At 70.4% G+C, this 19,058-nt stretch carries 17 protein-coding genes and 1 pseudogene; 11 read left to right on the top strand and 7 right to left on the bottom strand.

Going from position 1 to position 19,058, the window contains the following annotated elements; all coding sequences use genetic code 11:
- Positions 1–56 precede the first annotated feature (56 nt).
- From RMN56_RS30235 to RMN56_RS30245, 3 genes are all read left to right on the top strand, one after another.
- Positions 57–674: a GNAT family N-acetyltransferase gene (locus tag RMN56_RS30235; protein WP_313721266.1), complete on the top strand. Its 618-nt coding sequence runs from the start codon at positions 57–59 to the stop codon at positions 672–674.
- A 230-nt stretch (positions 675–904) separates the two neighbouring features.
- A complete protein-coding gene (locus RMN56_RS30240; RefSeq protein WP_313721267.1) occupies positions 905–1,141 on the top strand; it encodes a hypothetical protein in 237 nt (78 codons plus the stop codon).
- 236 nt (positions 1,142–1,377) lie between these two features.
- Entirely contained in the window at positions 1,378–2,130 is a 753-nt protein-coding gene (locus RMN56_RS30245; RefSeq protein ID WP_313721268.1) for an SDR family oxidoreductase, read from the top strand.
- Between the two features lie 43 nt (positions 2,131–2,173).
- Here RMN56_RS30245 and RMN56_RS30250 read toward each other — a convergent pair whose 3' ends face one another.
- Entirely contained in the window at positions 2,174–3,412 is a 1,239-nt protein-coding gene (locus RMN56_RS30250) for a phospholipase D-like domain-containing protein (RefSeq protein WP_313721269.1), read from the bottom strand.
- Between the two features lie 106 nt (positions 3,413–3,518).
- Between RMN56_RS30250 and RMN56_RS30255 the strand changes: the two genes are divergently transcribed.
- A complete protein-coding gene (locus RMN56_RS30255; RefSeq protein WP_313721270.1) occupies positions 3,519–4,376 on the top strand; it encodes a glycosyl hydrolase in 858 nt (285 codons plus the stop codon).
- Here the strand turns inward: RMN56_RS30255 and RMN56_RS30260 are convergent.
- A complete protein-coding gene (locus RMN56_RS30260) occupies positions 4,373–5,071 on the bottom strand; it encodes a class I SAM-dependent methyltransferase (RefSeq protein ID WP_313721271.1) in 699 nt (232 codons plus the stop codon). The two genes, RMN56_RS30255 and RMN56_RS30260, sit on opposite strands and share 4 nt — an antisense overlap.
- 235 nt (positions 5,072–5,306) lie before the next feature.
- Between RMN56_RS30260 and RMN56_RS30265 the strand changes: the two genes are divergently transcribed.
- The 5 genes and pseudogenes from RMN56_RS30265 to RMN56_RS30285 all read left to right on the top strand — a co-directional run bounded on the left by RMN56_RS30265 (position 5,307) and on the right by RMN56_RS30285 (position 9,697).
- Entirely contained in the window at positions 5,307–5,759 is a 453-nt protein-coding gene (locus tag RMN56_RS30265; RefSeq protein ID WP_313721272.1) for a ribosomal maturation YjgA family protein, read from the top strand.
- Between the two features lie 91 nt (positions 5,760–5,850).
- Positions 5,851–6,421 (top strand): annotated as a pseudogene (locus RMN56_RS30270) (IS607 family transposase).
- On the top strand, positions 6,418–7,848 hold the full coding sequence (tnpB, locus tag RMN56_RS30275; protein WP_313721273.1) for an IS607 family element RNA-guided endonuclease TnpB: 1,431 nt from the start codon (positions 6,418–6,420) through the stop codon (positions 7,846–7,848). Before RMN56_RS30270 ends, tnpB begins: the two are co-directional and overlap by 4 nt.
- 291 nt (positions 7,849–8,139) lie before the next feature.
- Positions 8,140–9,009 carry a DUF6745 domain-containing protein gene (locus RMN56_RS30280; RefSeq protein ID WP_313721274.1) on the top strand — a complete coding sequence of 290 codons (870 nt, stop codon included), beginning with the start codon at positions 8,140–8,142 and terminating at the stop codon, positions 9,007–9,009.
- A 193-nt stretch (positions 9,010–9,202) separates the two neighbouring features.
- A complete protein-coding gene (locus RMN56_RS30285) occupies positions 9,203–9,697 on the top strand; it encodes a YfbM family protein (protein WP_313724894.1) in 495 nt (164 codons plus the stop codon).
- Positions 9,698–9,936: 239 nt separating this feature from the next.
- Here the strand turns inward: RMN56_RS30285 and RMN56_RS30290 are convergent, their stop codons facing one another.
- Complete coding sequence (locus RMN56_RS30290) at positions 9,937–11,967, bottom strand: hypothetical protein (RefSeq protein ID WP_313721275.1); 2,031 nt, start codon at positions 11,965–11,967, stop codon at positions 9,937–9,939.
- Positions 11,968–12,272: 305 nt separating this feature from the next.
- On the opposite strand from RMN56_RS30290, the gene RMN56_RS30295 reads away from it, so the two are divergent.
- Positions 12,273–14,252, top strand: coding sequence for an acyl-CoA dehydrogenase family protein (locus RMN56_RS30295; RefSeq protein WP_313721276.1), 1,980 nt, complete (start codon positions 12,273–12,275; stop codon positions 14,250–14,252).
- Positions 14,253–14,326: 74 nt separating this feature from the next.
- Here RMN56_RS30295 and RMN56_RS30300 read toward each other — a convergent pair whose 3' ends face one another.
- The 3 genes from RMN56_RS30300 to RMN56_RS30310 form a co-directional block, all read right to left on the bottom strand.
- Complete coding sequence (locus RMN56_RS30300) at positions 14,327–15,517, bottom strand: zinc metalloprotease (RefSeq protein WP_313721277.1); 1,191 nt, start codon at positions 15,515–15,517, stop codon at positions 14,327–14,329.
- A 103-nt stretch (positions 15,518–15,620) separates the two neighbouring features.
- Positions 15,621–16,679, bottom strand: a complete 1,059-nt coding sequence (locus RMN56_RS30305) for a glycoside hydrolase family 18 protein (RefSeq protein WP_313724895.1) — start codon at positions 16,677–16,679, stop codon at positions 15,621–15,623.
- Positions 16,680–16,742: 63 nt separating this feature from the next.
- A complete protein-coding gene (locus tag RMN56_RS30310) occupies positions 16,743–17,687 on the bottom strand; it encodes an AraC family transcriptional regulator (RefSeq protein ID WP_313721278.1) in 945 nt (314 codons plus the stop codon).
- Positions 17,688–17,772: 85 nt separating this feature from the next.
- Between RMN56_RS30310 and RMN56_RS30315 the strand changes: the two genes are divergently transcribed.
- The gene (locus RMN56_RS30315) at positions 17,773–18,795 is read left to right on the top strand and encodes an SDR family NAD(P)-dependent oxidoreductase (RefSeq protein WP_313721279.1); all 1,023 of its coding nucleotides are present in this window, start codon (positions 17,773–17,775) and stop codon (positions 18,793–18,795) included.
- Positions 18,796–18,808: 13 nt separating this feature from the next.
- Here the strand turns inward: RMN56_RS30315 and RMN56_RS30320 are convergent, their stop codons facing one another.
- On the bottom strand, positions 18,809–19,042 hold the full coding sequence (locus RMN56_RS30320; RefSeq protein WP_313721280.1) for a S1 RNA-binding domain-containing protein: 234 nt from the start codon (positions 19,040–19,042) through the stop codon (positions 18,809–18,811).
- Positions 19,043–19,058 lie beyond the last annotated feature (16 nt).

Raw genomic sequence — 19,058 nt, forward strand, 5'->3', positions numbered from 1 at the left:
TGACCGGCGGTGCGCATCGGATGGCCGCATCGGCATTCCCGTGTGATGGTTGCCGGATGCCCCAACCGATCCTGCGCACCGACCGTCTGCTGCTGGTACCGCTCGCCGACCGGCACCTCGAGTGGGAGGTCCAGCTCGACGCCGATCCGCAGGTGCTGCGCTACCTCGTCGGCCGGGCGCGGTCCAGGGACGAGGTGATCGCCTCCCATGCGCAGCGGATGGCCTTGGCAGGCAAGGTGGATGGCCTGGGCTACTGGATGGCGTTCGGAACCGATGGCGGCGCGCGCGACTCGACGCCGCCGGCAGGTGAGGACGACGGCGAGTTCATCGGCCTCATGATGCTCCCGCCGGCGCACGGCCCCGACCAACCTGACGACCCCACCGTCGCCGAGCTGGGTTACCGCCTCCTCCGTCGGCACTGGCGGAAGGGCCTGGCCAGCGAGGCGTCCCGCGCTCTGCTGCGGCACGCCTTCGACACCGTCGGGCAGAACCGGGTGATCGCGCAGACCATGGCCGTGAATACCGGGTCGCGGCGCGTCATGGAAGCCGTCGGCATGCGGTACGTGCGCACGTACTTCCCGGACCTGGACGACCCGCTGCCGGGAGCGGATCTGGGCGAGGTCGAGTACGAGATGACCCGCGGGATGCGGGCGGCGGATTCTGGCGGCTGCTGAGGCAGCCGTGCCCTGCCTCCAGCAGCTGTCCGCTGTCCTGGCTGCCCCTACGGTGTGAGCCGTGACGGATGACCTGTTCGATCCGACGGCCATGTACGACGAGGACTTTGTCGGAGATCGTGCGTGCACGTCGGCCCGGCGGCGCCATGGCCATGGACCTGGACAACCTCACCAGGTTCCTGGCGTCGTAAACGCCGTCGCGTGTCACGGCGACACGGGGCAACGGCGACATGCTCGTCGACCGTCATCACCTGGATCCGCTGACCGGGCGCTTCGAGGTCGAACGCATGGTCGTCCGCGACGGTCGAGCCCGCAGGCTGACCTTCGTCAAACGACTGTTCGCCTTCCCGGAGCTGCGTGACCGGTGTACCGCTGCGGGATTCGCATGGGTCACGGGTTACGGCGAGGCCGGTAGCCCGCTGAGAAGTGACCACCATCGGATGATCACGATCGCGGAGGCGCCCTAGTACGGCAGGGCGGGGACACAGCTCGATTCCGTCCCGCGGCACGTCACCCTCGCCTAGCCTGAAGCTCAGCATGCGGCGTCGGCACGGCGTGCCGCTCCGCGCACAGGTGGAGCCAACCGTCGAGGCGCTCGCCGTTCGGCCCGGTCACCATCCGGACCTTGCTGGTGAACCCTGCGGCGGGTGGCTCACGGTCACATCCGGTGCGCCGCGCACCGGTCCTGAGACAGGAGCCAGACATGCTGGTGGCCGTCGCCGGCGCGTCCGGCAACATCGGATCCCTGACCGTGGCCGCGCTGCGCCGCCACGGGCACGATCCCGTTCCGATGAGCCGGTCGCACGGTGTCGACCTGGTGGCCGGCAGCGGGCTGGACGAGGCGCTGGCCGGCGTCGACGCCGTTGTCGACGCGATGAGCGCGCCGGCGGCCGACCGCGAGGCCACCGTGGCGTACTTCGGCGCCGCCACCCGGAACCTGCTGAGAGCCGAGCAGGACGCGGGGGTCCGGCACCACGTCCTGCTCTCCATCGTCGAGGTGCACCGGATCGCCGGCACCGCGCACTACTCCGGCAAGCGGGAGCAGGAGCGCCTGGTCTCGGCCGGGGACGTGCCGTGGACCATCGTCCCCGTCACCCAGTTCTTCGACTTCGGCGAGACGGTGGCCTCGTGGACCGAACGTGACGGCACCGCCTACCTCGCGCCGGTGCTCATGCAGCCGATCGCGCCGGCTGACGTCGCCGACGTTCTCGCCGAGGTGGCCGCCGGGCCGCCGCACGGGCGCTACCGGGACGTGGCGGGCCCCGATCGGCACGATCTCGTGGACATGGCGCGCCGGACCCACCAGGCGACCGGGCGCGAGATGATCCTCGTCCCCACGTGGGAGGCGATCCTCGGCCCGGACATGGCGGGCAACGTGTTGCTGCCGGGACCGGACGCCCGCATCGCGCCCACGACCTTCGACGACTGGCTCGCGGACCGGGCGCGGCAGCGGTAGCGACCGCACTGCCCGGGCGTCGGTTCAGCGCGACGGCGGGCGGTCAGGATCGGCACGGGAAGCTGCTCTTCGTGCAGGTCACACCGGTGTTGTACGCGTCGTTGAAGTGGGTGTAGTAGGCGTCGTAGAGCGGGTGCGTGCTGCCGGTCTCGGGGGCCATCTTGACGAAGATCTCGTCGTTCTCGTTCAGCGCGTCCTGGGTCCAGTTCTGGGAGCCGGTGTAGACGCGGTACTGGTAGGCGCTGCCGTACCGGCCGTAGGCCACGAAGAACTTGTCGTGCACCTTGTCCTTGCGGCGGATGGACACGCCGGCGTCGAGCAAAGCGTTGTAGACCGACTGGCTCATCGCGATGCCGCCCTCGGCGTTCGTACCGATCGCCATCCAGACCTTGCACCCCGCGGCGCGGAACCGGGTGACAAGGCTGACGATCTGCGGGCGTCCGGTGGTCACCGACGCCATGCCCACGCGCAGTCGGCAGTTGGCGTCCGGGGTGAGGTCGTTGAGCCGGGTGGCGATGGTGTCGGTCTGCCCCGCGCCCTCCGGTGAGGCGTAGGCGTCGGCCGCGGCCGCCTGGTAGTAGCCCCGTCCGGACGCGGAGTCGTAGTAGTCGTTTCCGCTGTAGTGCCGCCGGTTCCACAGGTCGGTGAAGTTCGCGTTCAGGCCGGCGGCGAGGGCTGTGTCGCCGTAGACGGTGATGGCGTTGTTGAACGCGTCCGGACCGGTGGCGTAGGTGAGGTTGCTCGACCCGAACCAGACGACGTTGCCGCGGGCGACGCCGTTCGGGTCGGTGGTGCTGGAGAAGGTGACCAGCTTGGTGTGCATGTCCCCCGCGGCGCTCGTGCTGATGCAACCGTGACCGCCGCTGCTGTTCAGGCAGAACTGGTGATTGGCCAGCTGCTTGATCGTGGTGATGGCCGGGTCGGTCGAGGTGGCGTTCTTGCCGTCGAGGACCACCAGCACGGTGACGCCGCGGGTCTGGGCCCGCACCAGCGCGTCGGCCACCGAGTCGACGCTGAGGGAGTGGATGGCCGCCCGGATCGTGGCCCCGGTCGGCGTGGCGTCGATGAGCCGTTGCAGCTCGGTGATGATGGTGTAGTCGCGGCCAGCGGTCGGGTTGCTGAAGTGCGCCCACACCGGGTAGCCGGCCAGGGTGGCCGATGCCGCGGACACGCCCGCCTGTGCCGCCGCCGGCACCCCGCTCAGGGACACCGCGAGCGACCCGGCGAGCAGAGTGCACAACAGCATGCGACGGAACGCGGCACTCGCCCGACTGATGTTCATGGATAGGCATCGTTGGAGGGAATCTTCCGTAAGTCAATGCCTGCTGGCAGGATTCTCCGCAGGCGCCCCTGCCGCACTTCCAGATCCTGTCGCCCGGAGGTGGACGATGGCCGGATCAAGCCCACCTGCGAGCCGCACCGCGCCCGCCCGGATGCTCGCGTCGCTGTGTGCGGTCGTGGTGGCCGCTGTGGCGGCCTTCGGGTGGACCACCCCCGCCGCGGAGGCGCGCGGCGCCTCCCATCGCCAGGACCTCGGGGCCCACGGCGAATCGCTGTTCGCCGTGAACATCGACCCCAGCAACGAGGCGGCCTGGCAGCAGTCGCCACCCGCCCGGCTCGCGGACGAAGGCTTCCGTGGGGCCCGCTTCGTGTCCCGGCAGTGGATCCAGCCGCGCATCGACGAGCTGAAGCAGGCCGGCCTTCAGGTCATGGCCGTCGTCACCGACGAATCGGGCGGCTACGTGCCGTGGAACGCCGACTACCTGCAAATCGGCAACGAGCCGGACCTCCCCGGCACCTATCTCTCGCCGGCGGCGTACGCCGACCTGTGGGTGCTGTACCGCAACACGTATCCGCAGTTCGCCGGCCGGTTCGTGATGGCCGGCCTGGCCTCGGGCGGGCAGAACGCCGTCAACTACGCCGCCGCGGTGTTCGCCGCGATCGGCGGTCGCGCGCCCCTGCCGGACATCGTCGCCATCCACCCGTACGCGAAGACCAGCGAGCAGGCCGCGGGCGACTTCGACCTGATGTGGAACGCCGTGGGTCGCCCGGTGATCGCGACCGAGTGGCACAACGAGGACGACACCTGGAACTTCCAGTGCATGCTCGCCGGCCGGTCCAGCGTCTGGAACTCGGTCTTCTCCTACACCGACGCCATGGTCCCGGGCTTCGGACTGCGCGACGGGGCCGGGAACCCCAAGCCCTTCTACTACTCCCTGCTGTCCGCTCCGGAGTCCTGCCGCTAGCGGTAGTAGGACCTGACCGCCGGCTGGCCGGTGTAGTTGGGCCCGGCGCGGTCGTCGGCGCCGAGGTACGTGTACGGCAGAGACACGACGCCGGGCCCGACCCGCCCGATCCGGCGACGGCGGGTGTCGACGGTGAAGCCTGCCCCGCGCAGGGCGGCCGCCAGCTTCCGGCCGGCGGGACGGCCGTCGGCGAGGCGGATGCTGTCCAGGTCGAGATCGGCGATGAACCGCCCCTCGTCGGTGAGCCAGCCAGCGAGGCGGGTCAGCACCGCGAGTTTGTCGCCGACGTAGTGCAGCCCGTGGACGCAGGTGATGAGGTCGAACCGGCGCGGCGGCGACCAGGACGTGACAGAGGCGCAGGTCAGGTGCAGCGCCGTGCCCTGGCTGGGCGTGGGATCGAAGAAGTCGACAAGGTCCACGCCGACGATGGTGACGAGATGATCGAGTCCGTCGCGGGCGAGGGTGTTCGCAGCCTGCACGAGGCAGCGACCAGTCCCGCAGCACAGGTCCAGCCAGGCGGTCGTCGTGCGGGGTGGGGACTGCCGGACCCGGGTAATGATCCACTCGAGCGGGTTGAACCCGAGTTCCCGCGCATAGCTGTTCACGCCGGCGAGCTGGCGTTCCCGGTTCATCGCCGAGTTGGCCACCACGGCGGACGATTCCAACGCCTCGTCATCGAGCAAGCGATCCGGCATGGTGAGCAGCCTGCCAGAGCTCCGCCCTCATCCGGCAGTGGAGCCGCCCCATCACAACGACGTGCCCTTCGAGGCCCTCGACGCGGCGTTCGCCGGCTTCTGCTCGACGGACCGGCCGGGGCTCCACGGACGCCGGTGTCCGCCGCGGACCTGGCCGCCAGGCTGGTGCCGCAGTAGCCGCCGCACCGGCATCGGTCCGGAGCCGTACCTTGGTGCGGTGGCTACCTTCGCGCGCATGCCGATCACGGCCCGTACGGTGCGGCTGCTCATGCCGGTGGCCGCGCTGCTGTTCCTGGGCCTCGCACTGCTGATCCGCGTCGTCGATGACGGGGCACTGCGGCAGTACTCCGGCACCGCGCTGTACGCGTCGATGGTCTGGGCCGGGGTAATGTTCCTGCGGCCAGGGATGGCGCCGGTGCCGGCCGGGGCGATCGCCACTGTGTTCTGCTTGTTGGTGGAGTGCGCGCAGCTGACCGGGGTGCCGGCCGAACTGTCGGCGCGGAGCCTGGCGGCGAGGCTGGCGCTGGGTGTGCAGTTCGACCCGGTCGACCTGGCCTGGTACCCGGTCGGGGTGGCTCCCCTGGTGGTGCTTCACCACCTGGTGCGCGCGCGGGCCCGCCCGGCGCCGCAACCGCAGCGCGACGTCGTCCCCACGCCAGCGGCCCGCGCGGTTGACACCCTCCCGTAGCCGCTGCACCCCTTCGCGGGCGGGCGGGGGCTGACAACTGCTCACTCTCCCGTGATCAAACATACGAATATATGAGCGTTACTATCGTTCTGTGAAGCTTGCCGAGTGGGCGCGCCGTAACGGTGTGCACCCGCAGACCGCGTACCGCTGGTTCCGCGAGGGGACCATGCCGGTGCCCGCTCGGCGTCTTCCGTCCGGCACGATCATGGTGGAGGTGACCGACGACGCCCGGCAGGTTCAGGTCGTCGTCTACGCCCGGGTGTCGTCGGCCGACCAGCGAGCCGACCTGGACCGGCAGGTCGCCCGGGTGACCGCCTGGGTCACCGGGCGGGACATGGCCGTCGCGCGGGTGGTGACCGAGGTCGGGTCCGCGTTGAACGGGCGGCGCAAGAAGCCTCGGGCTGCTGCGCGACCCGGCCGTGTCGACGATCGTGGTGGAGCACCGGGATCGATTCGCGCGGTTCGGTGCCGAGTATGTTGAGGCGGCGCTGGCCGCGCAGGGGCGCCGGCTGATGGTGGTCGATCCAGCCGAGGTGGACGACGACCTCGTGCGGGACGTCACGGAGATCCTCACTAGTCTCTGCGCCCGACTGTACGGCCGCCGCGCAGCGGCGAACCGGGCCAGCCGCGCCGTGGCCGCCGCCACCAAGGACGAGTCGTGAAGCGGTACGAGCCGCCGGCCGGCTGGACCGTGCAGGCGTACCGGTTCGCCCTCGACCCGAGTGACGCCCAGGTTCTCGGTCTGCGCCGGAACACCGGCGCGGCTCGGTTCGCGTACAACCACATGCTGCGGCGGGTCAGCGCGGTGAAGGCGCAGCGCGCTGCCGAGGCCAGCTACGGAGTAGCCGAGGCGGACCTGACGCCATGGCAGGGCTGGTCCCTGCCGGACCTGCGGCGCACCTGGAACGAGATCAAGCAGTGGGTGGCGCCGTGGTGGGCGGAGTGTTCCAAGGAGGCGTTCAACACCGGCCTGGCGAACCTGTCCGCAGCACTGGGCAACTGGCACGCGTCACGCACCGGCACCCGCAGGGGCCGCCGGATGGGCTGGCCCCGAGCCAAGAAGAAAAACGGCCGTAGGTCGGCCCGGTTCACCACCGGCGCGATCCGGGTCGACCCCAGCTACCGGCATGTGATGCTGCCCCGGCTGGGTCGCATCCGCACCTACGAGTCGACCCGCAAGCTGGCCCGCCGGGTACGGGCGGGCACCGCGACGATCCTGTCCGCCACGGTCACCGAGACCGCCGGCAGGTGGTTCTGCTCGTTCCAGGTCGCAGTCCAGCGCGCGGTCGGACGGCGGCCGGCGCACGCGCCGAAAGCCGGCCGGGTCGTCGGCGTGGACGCCGGGGTCAAGCACCTGGCGGTGCTGTCCACCGGTGAGATGGTGCCGAACCCGGCGCCGTTCAAGGCCGCGTTGAGGAAACTCGGCAAGGCCCAACGCCGGGCCGCCCGGCGGATCGGCCCCTACGACCCGCAGGCCAGGCGCAAACGGACTGCGTCGAACCGGTGGCAGCGGGCACAGGACGCGGTGGCTCGACTACAGGCCACAGTCTCGGCTGTCCGCGCCGACTCGTGGCACCAACTCACCACCCGCCTGGCGCAGCAGTTCACCACGATCGTGGTCGAGGACCTCCACGTGGCCGGGATGGTCCGAAACCGCAAGCTGGCCCGGTCCCTGACAGACGCCGCCCCGGCGACGCTGCGCCGGCACCTCGGCTACAAGACCGGCTGGTACGGCAGCACGCTGTACGTCGCCGACCGGTGGTACCCCAGCTCCAAGACGTGCTCCGCCTGCAAGACGGTGAAACCCAAGCTGTCGCTGGCCGAGCGCATGTTCCACTGCACCACGTGCGGACTGTCCCTGGACCGCGACGTCAACGCGGCACGTAATCTTGCCGCGCTCGTGCGGCACGTCGACCTGGAGTTGCTGGGCGACGCAAAACCAGGACGTGGAGCCTACGTAAGACCCGTAAGACCTGCATCCGCAGGCGGGGCGGCGGGCCGTGAAGCGTCTAGACCGGTTCATCCGGTCAACGTCGCCCGGCAACGGACGACTGCCAATCGTGAGTCACGTTTGCTCACTGAAAGGTAACGGTCGTATGACGCCTCCGCCGTCCGCCGCGCTATCCGGGGCGCTCGGCCGCCAAGCCGGTGCACCGCTGTGCGGTGGCGAGGTTGTCGAGGATGCGCTTGTTGGCAAGCATCCAGATCGGGGAGATCGAGAAGTCGACGGCTCCCAGGTGCGGTCATCCGGCAGTTGGTGGAGTCCTGCCACGCCGCTGACGGGACGTTGCAGGCGGAGAACCGCGTTGCGCCGGTGCCGCGTCGTGGGCCATAGTCGTTCCATGATCTCGTACCGGAAGGGCGGCGACGCCCTGGCGCGGTGAGCGCCCCCGCGCGGCGCAACGACGCCGCGAAACCCCCACAGGCCGTTCGCAGCGGCAACCCTCACGACCTGTGGCAGCAGGCCATCCGGATCCGCCAGGAATGGCTCGACCACGCCCTGTCCACGCAGCCGGCTGACAAGTCGACCGCCGAGCGCTGCCTGAGCGCCATCTACGCCAGGGCATCGCGGCCACGACCCCGGTTCGAATGGGTCGACTCCCCAGACAAGGCGCGCCCCCTGATCACCGGCTGGCCCACCCTCGATCAGCTCTACGAGCGCATCCGGGACCCCCGGCCGCGCGGCACACCACCGCTGGCAAGCGATCTCGCCATGATCGCCTCCCAGTTGCGCGGCGCGCTGAGCGCGGGCGTCACTCACACCGATCCCGAACTGTCACCCGTGCGCACGAGCAGGACCAAGGAACCATGGCCCGAACTGGCGCCGCTACAGGCGCTCGACAGCGGCGTTCCGCTCGCTGTCGTGCTGCACCAGGGCCTACGTACGGCATTGCACCGGAGCCTCGCGCACGGGTACTGCCTACCCGTGCGTGCGGCGCTCGCGGGCGACGGCCCGTTACCCGTGTGCTGGTACGGGCAGCAGGATGCGTCATGGATCGCCTACTACGACATGCTGCATCGACTCGGCCTTGCCCGGTACGGGCCAGACGAGGCCGAACACCTCAACGCCTGGGCCGGCCTGGCCCGCTCCTGCGGCTGGTGGTGGCCCGGCGAGGACGTCTGCGTCGTGGTGGACCGGCCCCAGGCGATACGAACCGAGCCGATCCCCGGAGCAGTGCACCACCAGATCCGACTGCAACCTCGCGGCGCGCGCTACCGCGACGGCTGGCAACCACTCCTGAGCAGATGAGCTGAGTCGATGGCCGGCCGGGACGGGCACCCGCCGGTCCCGGCCGGCCCGTTCCACACCCTGCAAACGTCAGAGCAGACTTCAACAGGACAGCCGAACTCCGGCAGAGAGCCGGTTGCGGTACGGTCCGCGTCACGAAAGCTGGCGAGCGCGGGACCGCGCACCGCCGATGGGAAAGGACCGCTGCGTGGGCATGGTGTTGATCGGGCGCAGGTTGTCGGCCGAGGAACTGGCGGCGGTGCGCGCCGACCCGACGACGGTCGACGCGCTGCTCTACGGTGACCTCGACGACGATGATGCCGAGATGCCGGAGCCAGAGCTGGACCTGGACAAGTCATGGCACGGCATCCACTACCTACTCACCGGCACTGACTGGCAGATCGGTGACGGCGCTGGCGCAGCGATCCTCGGCGGTGCCGAGATCGGCCAGGACGGCGGTTACGGTCCCCCTCGGCTGCTCGACCAGGACACCGACCGCGCTGTGGCCACCGCGCTCGACATGCTGGACGTGGGAGTGCTACGCGCCCGCTTCGACCCGGACGCCATGACCGCGGCCGAGACCTACCCGGACATCTGGACCAACGGCCCCGACGAGCTCGACTACCTCATGTCGCACTACACCGAACTGCGCCGCTTCTACCACGCCGCAGCAACGAACGACCAGGCCGTGCTGCTGGCGATCACCTGACGTCGACGCCGGCTGCCCCCGATCGCCGACGGCGGCCGGCGTCTCACCGCATGCGCACTGACCCGCGCCTGGAGGGGGTCGCCGACGCCCAGGCAGCGCGCCGGCAACCACTCGACGCCCGGCGTCGATGCCAGCGAGGTCGAGGTGCAGCCATGGGGCAACTCGTCCACTTCGGCGATCCTGACGGCAACAGGTGGTCGCGACAGGCGATCGAGCTCATCCGTCGGCCGCGGCCCCTTCTACGGGCAGGGTGCGCCCGCGCAGACGTCGACGACCTTGCCGGTGAGCAGGAACACCGCCTTCTGTCGCTGGGCTCCGGCCTGAGCGCGCGGGAACTCGTGCGGATCGTCGCCGTACTCCGGCCCGGCCGGGGCGAGGTTCGTCGGCGGTGGCGCGTACGCCGTGCCGCTGTTCCAGATCACGATCGCCGATCCCCGGTACGGGTACCTGCGGATCGGTGCGATGCCCCAGTACGGCCGCACGTCCGCCGACCAGCCGTCGGCGAGCGCGGGAGTGTGCAGGCGGGCGCCGATCGTGCGCGCCTGCACCTCGGCCGCGGCGGGCGAGACCTGATGGTCGCCGAAGGCCACGTGCATGAGCACCTGGTGCGCCGGGGTGCCGGGCAACGGGCGGTCGGTCATGTGCTGGGCGTACCCGTTGGCCTCGGAGCGGTCCCACAGCATCTGGAGCAGCGCGAGGATCAGTTGCTGGTCGACCTTGTCCGGGTAGGAGCCGTCCATGATCGTCTGGAACGGGGCGAAGTCCACGCTGCGCTGCAGCAGCGTGGAGTAGTTCATCGCCGGCACGCCGAGCACCGACCGGGTCCAGTCCTGGGCGATGGCGGTGAGCGCGCCGCCGTTGATGCCGCCCTGGCTGTTGCCGTCGTAGTGCAGCCCACCGGCCACGTCGAGCAGCGGCCGCGCGGAGGCGTCCCGGAACGCCGGGTGGGCGGCGAACCCGCCCCGGTGGACCATCGCGCGACCGAGGAAGAGGAAGTTCAGGAAGCTCTGCTGCAACCGGTCCACCACGGCGGGGAAGGCACTGAGGTCGCCGAAGGCGCCGGCCACGTAGGGGACGTCGGCGGCGGCCATGCCGATCCAACTGGTCGCGCAGAAGGTGAAGTTGTACGTGTTCGACATCGTCTTGACGTTGCCGGCGTTGATCTCGGTCGGCTTGCCGAGCAGGCCGTGGCCGTAGAGCGAGAGGTGCGCCGGGTTCGCGGCGGAGGCGCTGCGCGGGATGTTGCAGACGAAGTCTGCCACCACCGTCCTGCCGGACGGCGTCGGCAGGGCGTTCGGCGTGGGTGGCGTACCGTCGCCTCCGGCCGGCCCGTAGTGCAGTCGCGAGCCGGGCCCGCCGTCGCCGGTCAGATAGGACGGTACGTCGACCGTGCCGGTCACCTGCCGGGCGATCAGCGGCTCCTGCTCCGGGGCGTAGTCGGTCACCTGCGTGACGGTGAACGACGGCACGGCGCGGCCGAGGGCGGCGAACGCGGTGTCGCGGATCGCCAGCATCCGCCCGGTCAGCCCGTGCCGGCTGGCCACCGTGAAGTCCCAGGCCAGGTAGAGGCTGTGCCGGTTGACGCCGGTCCGGCCCAGGTCGGCGAGGATCCGTTTCATCTGCGGGGCCCGGGCGTCCCGGTGGCCGAGGCCGGCACCGGTCACGTACGCCCGGAACGCCTTGGGCGCCGGGATCGTCGCCCCCGTGCCGTCGCGCATGCCGCGCAGGCCCACGACATACCGGGTGCCCTCGGTCAGCGCCACCGCCGGCCGGATGATCAGCAGTTGCCGGTCGGGCTGGCCGGCGGCGTGCGCGTCCAGCTCGGCCCAGTACGGGGTGCGTTCGCCGGTTCGGGCGTTGAGCAGCACGATCGGCGCGTCGGGCGCCAGCGAACGGCCGATGTCGGTGACCGGCGCGATGCCGGTCGCCGCGGCGTCGAGGCCGGGCACGCGTACCAGGATCGGCGAGCCGGGGCTGAACCCGTCCTGCCGGTTCCACTCCGCCGGGTCGATCGACGTCCCCTGCACGGTGGCGGGCATCGCCGAGGCCGCGAACCGCACCCGCTTGCCGGTGGGGCTGGTCCGGTCCGGCACGGTGAAGTAGTCGTTCGGGAACGGCAGCAGGCAGGCCGTCGGATCGATCGGGTCGCACGTCCGGTCCTGGGCCGGCGCGGGGGCCGCGGGTGCCGCGACGGCGCCCGTGCCGAGCAGCACGGCGCCCGTGGTCACCAGCACGGACACGGCGAGACGGAGGCGTCCGGGTGTGGCCACGCGCTTCTCCTTCGACAGGGGCGGTGCGTCGACGCGGCGGTCAACGGGTGGTCTTCTTCCTACGCTCGTGAATGGATCTCGGCAAGACCCGGTGACCGAGGTACGCCATGCCCTCGCCGCGGTACCGGCTTATCGGACCGGCGACGGTCAGGCGGTCGGGTGTCGTCCCGACGAACGCGAACTCGCGGCCCGGCAGCCATGGTGGCCGGTGTCACCGCGGCCAGACCCGGCGGGTGACGCCCACCAGCCGGTACCCTTGATCGAGTACAGACTGTACCCATATGTCCGCCAGCGGAGGGGTGCCCATGTCCGATCACATCGACCTCGCTCGCCTGCGGGAGGTGCTCGACGGACCGTGGGCCGGCGTCCGCAACGCGCACCGGGAACACCTCGACGCGCGGTTCCTCCCGGTCTACGGCGAGACCGGCGACCAGGCCCGTGCGCGGATCACCCGGTTGCTCACAGAACTCCCCACCGAGCTGGGGATCGCGTCGGCCTTCCCGACCGAGTACGGCGGCGGGTCCGACGTGGGCGGTTCGATCGTCGCCACCGAGATGCTCGCGCAGGTCGACCTGTCGCTCATGGTCAAGGCGGGCGTGCAGTGGGGCCTGTTCGGCGGCGCCGTCAGCGCCCTCGGCACGAAACGGCACCACGACGCATACCTGCGGGACATCATCTCCGGCAAGATCTTCGGCTGCTTCGCGATGACCGAGACCGGTCACGGCTCCGACGTCCAGCAACTGCGCACCACCTGCACGTACGACCCGCACACGCAGACCTTCGACCTGCACACCCCGCACGAGGCCGCCCGCAAGGACTACATCGGCAACGCGGCACGCGACGGGCGGATGGCGGTGGTCTTCGCGCAGCTGGTCAGCAACGGGCGGCGGCATGGCGTCCACGCGTGGCTGGTCCCGATCCGCGACGCGCAGGGCAACCCCCCGCCCGGCGTGACCATCGGCGACGCGGGCGCCAAGGCCGGCCTGCTCGGCGTGGACAACGGGCGGCTCAGCTTCGACCACGTGACGGTGCCGCGGGACATGCTGCTGGACCGGTACGGTCAGGTCGCGCCGGACGGGACGTACTCCAGCCCGATCGAGAACGACTCCCGCCGCTTCTTCACGATGCTCGGCACCCTGGTGCGCGGCCGGGTGAGCGTGGGCGGCGCCGCGTCGGCGGCCACCAAGTCGGCGCTGACCATCGCCGTGCGCTACGGCGACATCCGCCGGCAGTTCGGCACGCCCGACGCGGATCGGGAGGTGCTGCTCAACGACTACCTGGCCCACCAGCGCAAGCTGCTGCCGGCCCTGGCCACCACGTACGCGTTGCACTTCGCCCAGACCGAGCTGGTCGCCGCGCTGCACGAGGTGCAGGGCGGCGACGGCCCGGTCGACGAGCATCGGCAGCGGGAACTGGAGTCCCGGGCGGCCGGCCTCAAGGCGGCGCAGACCTGGCACGCCACCCGCACCATCCAAATGTGCCGCGAGGCGTGCGGCGGCGCCGGCTACCTGGCGGAGAACCGGCTACCGAGCCTCAAGGCCGACACCGACGTCTTCACCACCTTCGAGGGCGACAACACGGTGCTGCTGCAACTGGTGGCCAAGGGCCTGCTCACCGGCTACCGCGACGAGTTCGGCTCCCTGGACGGCTGGGGGCGCGCCTCCTTCGTCGCCGAGCACGTCCGCGAGATGGTGCTTGAACGCACCGCCGCCCGGTCGCTCATCGAGCGGCTGATCAGCGCCGTGCCCGGCCGTGACGAGGAGGTCGCCGTCACCGACCGCGGCTGGCAGCTCAAGGTCTTCGAGGACCGCGAGAGGCACCTGCTCGACGGCGCGGTCCGCCGCCTCCGCAACGGCGCGGCCACGAAGAAGGATCGCCCCTTCGACATCTTCAACGACGTCCAGGACCACGTCCTCGCCGTCGCGGCCGCGCACATCGACCGGGTGACGCTGGAGGCGTTCGTCGCCGGCATCGAGGACACCGCCGACACGCCGGTCCGAGCGCTGCTCTCCCGGGTCTGCGACCTGTACGCGCTCAGCGTCATCGAGGCCAACAAGGGCTGGTTCCTGGAGCACGGCCGACTCACGCCGGCCCGCTCGAAGGCGGTGACCGGAGTCGTGAACGGCCTGCTCAAGGAGCTGCGCCCGCACATGCGGACGCTGGTGGACGGCTTCGGCATTCCGGACGCGTGGCTGCACTGCGCCATCCTGCGCGAGGAACCTCTCCGGCAGGAGGCGATGGCCGCCCACGACACCGCCGGTGATCCGCAGGCCGTCGCGGCGTAGCGGGTGCGCCGGCCGGTGTTCCGCCGACCGGGCCGGCGCACGGGGTACTCACCGTTGCCACGGTCCGCGTCTGCTCAGGCAACACTCCGGCTGGGTGCCAGGGCGAACATGCGCGGCGCCGGGTCGGCTGCGCGGATCGCGACGACCACCTGAGTCAGTTGCGGGTAGTCGCCGCCGGCCGCCCTGATGAGGGCGTCCGCAGCAGCGTGGTTGTCGAGGTAGCACTCGGCGATGGCGGACAGGAGAAACGCGACGTGGCGGAGGTCCGGCGGGTCGGCATTCGGCCGAATGTCGAGAAGCAGCGACCGCGCTTGCTCCGACCGCTCGTTGAGCAGGTGAGCCAGGCTCATGGCGATGCGCGCGGACAGTGTGTGCGGGCGCACGTGGAAGGCGAGCTGGGCCAGTTCCGAGATCTCCACGACCTCTCGGTGTTCCACCGGTGAGCGGTTCACCACTGCGTCGTACAGGTACCACAACCCGAACTGGACGGTGAGTACCTGCCCGATTGCGGCGGCGGCCATCGGGTCGGTGCGGTCGGCGCGAGCCAGCGCCGCGAGCCTCTCGGCGTCGGCGATGTAATCCGCCGCCGAGTGCGCGTGCCCCATGCTCCAGCGCCGTTGGAAGGCAGCGAGCGCCAGTCGCGGGTCGTCGCCGTCGCGAACCGGTTCTCCGACACCGTGGTCGCCAACCTCCCCTCGGGCGATCGTCCGCACCGTCCTGGTGACCTCGTGCTGGTAGTAGCCCGCCCGTAGCGCGGCGCGGGCGACGGTCGGCGTCAGGAGCCAGCGAAGCAGGTTGCGGCCGTCACTGCGCGGCGATATCCCGGGGATGACATTGACCATCCCGAGCAGCCCCCCGACGAGCGCTGCGCCGAGCAGGACGACGCGGGTAAACGCTGTGCTCGCCATCGCCGCCGCGGTGGCGAGCACCGCCGCAGTGCACAGGTTCGCTATCGGGCCACCGAGGTAGAACGACACCATCCGCAGCGGCAACGCGGTCGCCGTCGGCGTCGGCCGGACCCACACTTCGCTTCGCCAGCCGGTGAAGGGCGCGATACGGACCGCGACGACCGGCAGGCGCAGCAGCTTCGCCGCGACGAGGTGCCCGCACTCGTGCAGGACGACGTGCACCCACAACGACACGCAGGTGAAGCCCACGGCGGCGATCGCACTCGTCAGGGACTCGGTGACGAACAGCGCGAACGCCACCGCCTCGGACACCAAGAGGATGGACGCGACGACCAGCCGTCGGCGGGAGGGGATCACCGGGAGATGGTACCGCCGGACACGTGAAGGCTGAGGTACGTGAGCACGTCGCAGACCCCCCGCAGTTTCCTTCTTCAACGGCGGCCAGGTGGCACACGAAGGGCTACTCACGGAAGGGGCGGGTCATGGCTGCGAGGAGGGAATGCTCGCTGTCGTCACCGGCGAGCTGCCAGGTGAACGCGCCGCACAGCCCGTGCCTCGCCGCGAACGCCGCTCGCTCCTGGATGGAGTCGGCGTCCTCGTAGCTCACGAACGTCTGGGTACCAGGGTGGTAGAGCCACGGTGTGCGAGCGACCGGGTGGCGGTGGCGCTGCCATGCCGGGTCGGGCAGCAGGTCCCGGCTGATGTCGCGCCAGTTGCCGACATCGACGGTACCGACCTGGGGCTGGAACAGGCCGGCTTGCTCGCCGGGTGAGGCGACGCGGAATCCGCGGCCGTAGAACGGCACGCCGAGCACGAGCTTGTCCCGTGGTACGCCGTGGCGCTCGTAGTAGTCGACCGCACCGGTGACGTTGTTCCACTGCCGCAGGCCGGGTTCGAGCGGGTCGTCGGCGACTTCCGCCAGCGGCGCGTTGAACGTAGCGATCTGGGAGAAGCCCGTACCGAAGTCGTAGGTCATGAGGTTGACGAAGTCGAGGAGATCGGCGAGTTCCGCGAGCTCGTAGCTGTCCGCCGGGTCATAAGGACCGGCCGACTGCAGCCGCCCGGCCGGCAGGGCGGCGGTCAGCAGGCGGTCCGGGCCGAGACGGTCACGCAGCTCCTGGAAGAGAAGCGTGCAGTTACGCCGGTCCTCGGGCCGTCGGGTGAGCTCGGCAGGGCCGCCCGATACCGGAAACTCCCAATCCAGATCCACGCCGTCGAAGCCGGCGGCGAGTTCCACGCCTTCGGCGACCAGGTCGGCGCGTGTGCGCGGGGTCAGCGCGGCATCGGAGAACCCGCCGGCACCCCAGCCGCCGATCGAGAGCACGACGCGCAGGTGCGGATGCGCCTGCTTGATCGCGGCGAGCTGCGCCGGCGCCGCGGACGGAAGCGTCAGGTGGCCGTCCTCGATCGTGGCGAATGCGTAGAACAGGTGGGTCAACAGGTCGGCGGGAAGATGCTCGATCGGGTACTCGTGCGCGTCCACTGCGGGAAAGTAGGCACCCAGAACCGTCTGCCCCATGATCACCCGCACACGGTATCAGCCGGCGTGAATCAGAGTACGGTTCAGGATTACGCGTTCGTGTCAGACGACGACTGTCACGTTCCCCTGCTCCTCGCGCACCCGGTACCGGTAGCGCAGTGGTGACACGCCCACCTCGCGCTTGAACGCGGTGCTGAAGGCGCTCTCGGACGCGTATCCCAGGTGGGAGGCAAGCGACCCGACGCGGACGTCGCCGTCGCGGAGGGCGCGTTGCGCGAGCAGCATCCGCCACCGGTTGAGATAGGTGACCGGCGGCATCCCCGCAACGGTCCGGAAGCGGTCGGCGAACGACGTGCGCGACATCGCCGCGGCACGCGCCAGCTCCTGCAGGCCCCAGGGTTTTCCAGGTTCGGTGTGCATGAGGGTGATCGCCGGGCGCAGCCGTTCGTCGGTCAGCGCCCGTAGCCAGCCTGGAGGCAGCTCGGCTTGGTCGACGTAGGCGCGCAGCACCTCCAGCAGCAGGAGCTGACCGTGCTGCCGGATCGCGAACGCCGAGCCGAGCCGACCGCCCGTCGCCTCGTCGAACAGCCGGTCGAGGCTTGTACGCAGGCTGCTGGCCGCTGCGGCCGATGCCCGCACGTGCGCCACCGGAGGGAGCGCCTGCAGCAGCAGTGTCCGACCAGCCTGGTTTAGGTCCACGCGTACACCGATGACGACGTCGTCGGTGTGACGGTCGGCGCCGGCGAGGCCGAGGTGGGGGTCGATCTCCACCGGGACGATCACGCGGGGCGGACCGTCGCCGGCGCCGCCTTCGACCTCCAGCCATGACCGGTTGTTCACGATCGCGACGTCGCCCGGCTCGAGCTCGATCGAACCGCCGACGCCGTCGGTGGTCAGACGGGCGCTGCCGCTCACCATCGCGAAGAACTTCAGGAGATCCTGCACCGGCGCGCGCGACACCCACCGGCCCCTGGCTGCCAACCCGCCGGTCAGGAGCCCGCGCACCTCGACGAGGTCCAACACCTCGGACAACTGATCGCTCGCCATCGCCGTACTCTCGCACAAGAAATTCGGACCGACAACCATTCAGAGTTCGAGGGTGCGGGCGCACAGTGGTGGAATGACTCAGAACATGACCCACAGGCAGCACCCCATCGGATCCGGCTTCACCGCGGCGTCGACGGCCGACGAGGTGCTCGCGGGGATCGACCTGTCCGGCATCAACGTCGTCATCACCGGCGGCCACCAGGGACTCGGCCTGGAGGCGACCCGGGCGCTAAGCAAGGCGGGCGCATCCGTGACGGTGGCTACGCGTAACCCAAACCGGGCGGCGGCCAGGTTGACGGGCATCGAGCGCGTCGACACCGGCCGGCTCGACCTTCTCGACCCAGGCTCGATCGACGCCTTTGTCGCCCAGTACCTCGACTCAGGGCGCCCGCTGCACATCCTGATCAACAACGCCGGCATCATGGGTGGTCCCCTGGTTCGGGACGCCCGCGGGTACGAGTCGCAGTTCGCCACCAACCACCTCGGACACTTCCAGCTGACCCTCGGTCTGCTGCCCGCCCTGCGTACCGCGAACGGTGCCCGGGTGGTCACCCTCACCTCCGGGGGGCACCGGTTGTCTGACATCCGCTGGGACGACCCGCACTTCACCAGCGGGTACGACCTCATGGGGATGCTCGGATACGGTCAGTCGAAGACTGCCAACGTGCTGTTCGCCGTCGAGCTGGACCGCCGATGGGCCGCAGACGGAATCCGGGGCTACGCCGTGCACCCGGGCATCATCTACGGCACGAATCTGGGTCCCCACATCGCCGAGGGGGTGGCGCGCACGGACACGTTGAGCGACGAGCAGCTGCGGGCCATGGGGCTGATCGACGAGTCGGGCCAGCCGGTCATCGACCCCGACCGCGAGCACAAGACGCCGCAACAGGGCGCCAGCACCAGCGTCTTCGCCGCGACCAGCCCGCTGCTGGCCGACATCGGCGGCGTCTACCTCAAGGACAACGACGTCTCACCGCTGGACGAGAACCCACAGCCCATCGCCTTCGGCTCCGGGAAGCTACCCCCCGCCACCGTCGTGCCGCACGCCGTCGACCCACAGTCCGCACAGCGCCTCTGGGACCTGAGCGAGGAACTGCTCAAGGCATAACCAGGCGCAAAGCTCACCACGGTCTCGGCGTGTCGAGTGGCCCCACTCGACAGGTCGAGACCACGAGCTCCAGCCGCACTTGGCGCCGCGGCCCGTCCACCTCGGCGATCGTGACGGTGACCATCTCTCCCATCACTGGCTTCCAGGTCAGAACTGACTCGTGGAGCAGTCCCGCGATGCCCGGCGCGATGCGGACGAAGACACCGAACGGCACCACCTTGACGACCGGCCCGGACAACACCTCCACGCTGTGGGGCGGGAGC

It is taken from the genome of Micromonospora halotolerans (genome assembly GCF_032108445.1).
Classification (GTDB): domain Bacteria; phylum Actinomycetota; class Actinomycetes; order Mycobacteriales; family Micromonosporaceae; genus Micromonospora; species Micromonospora halotolerans.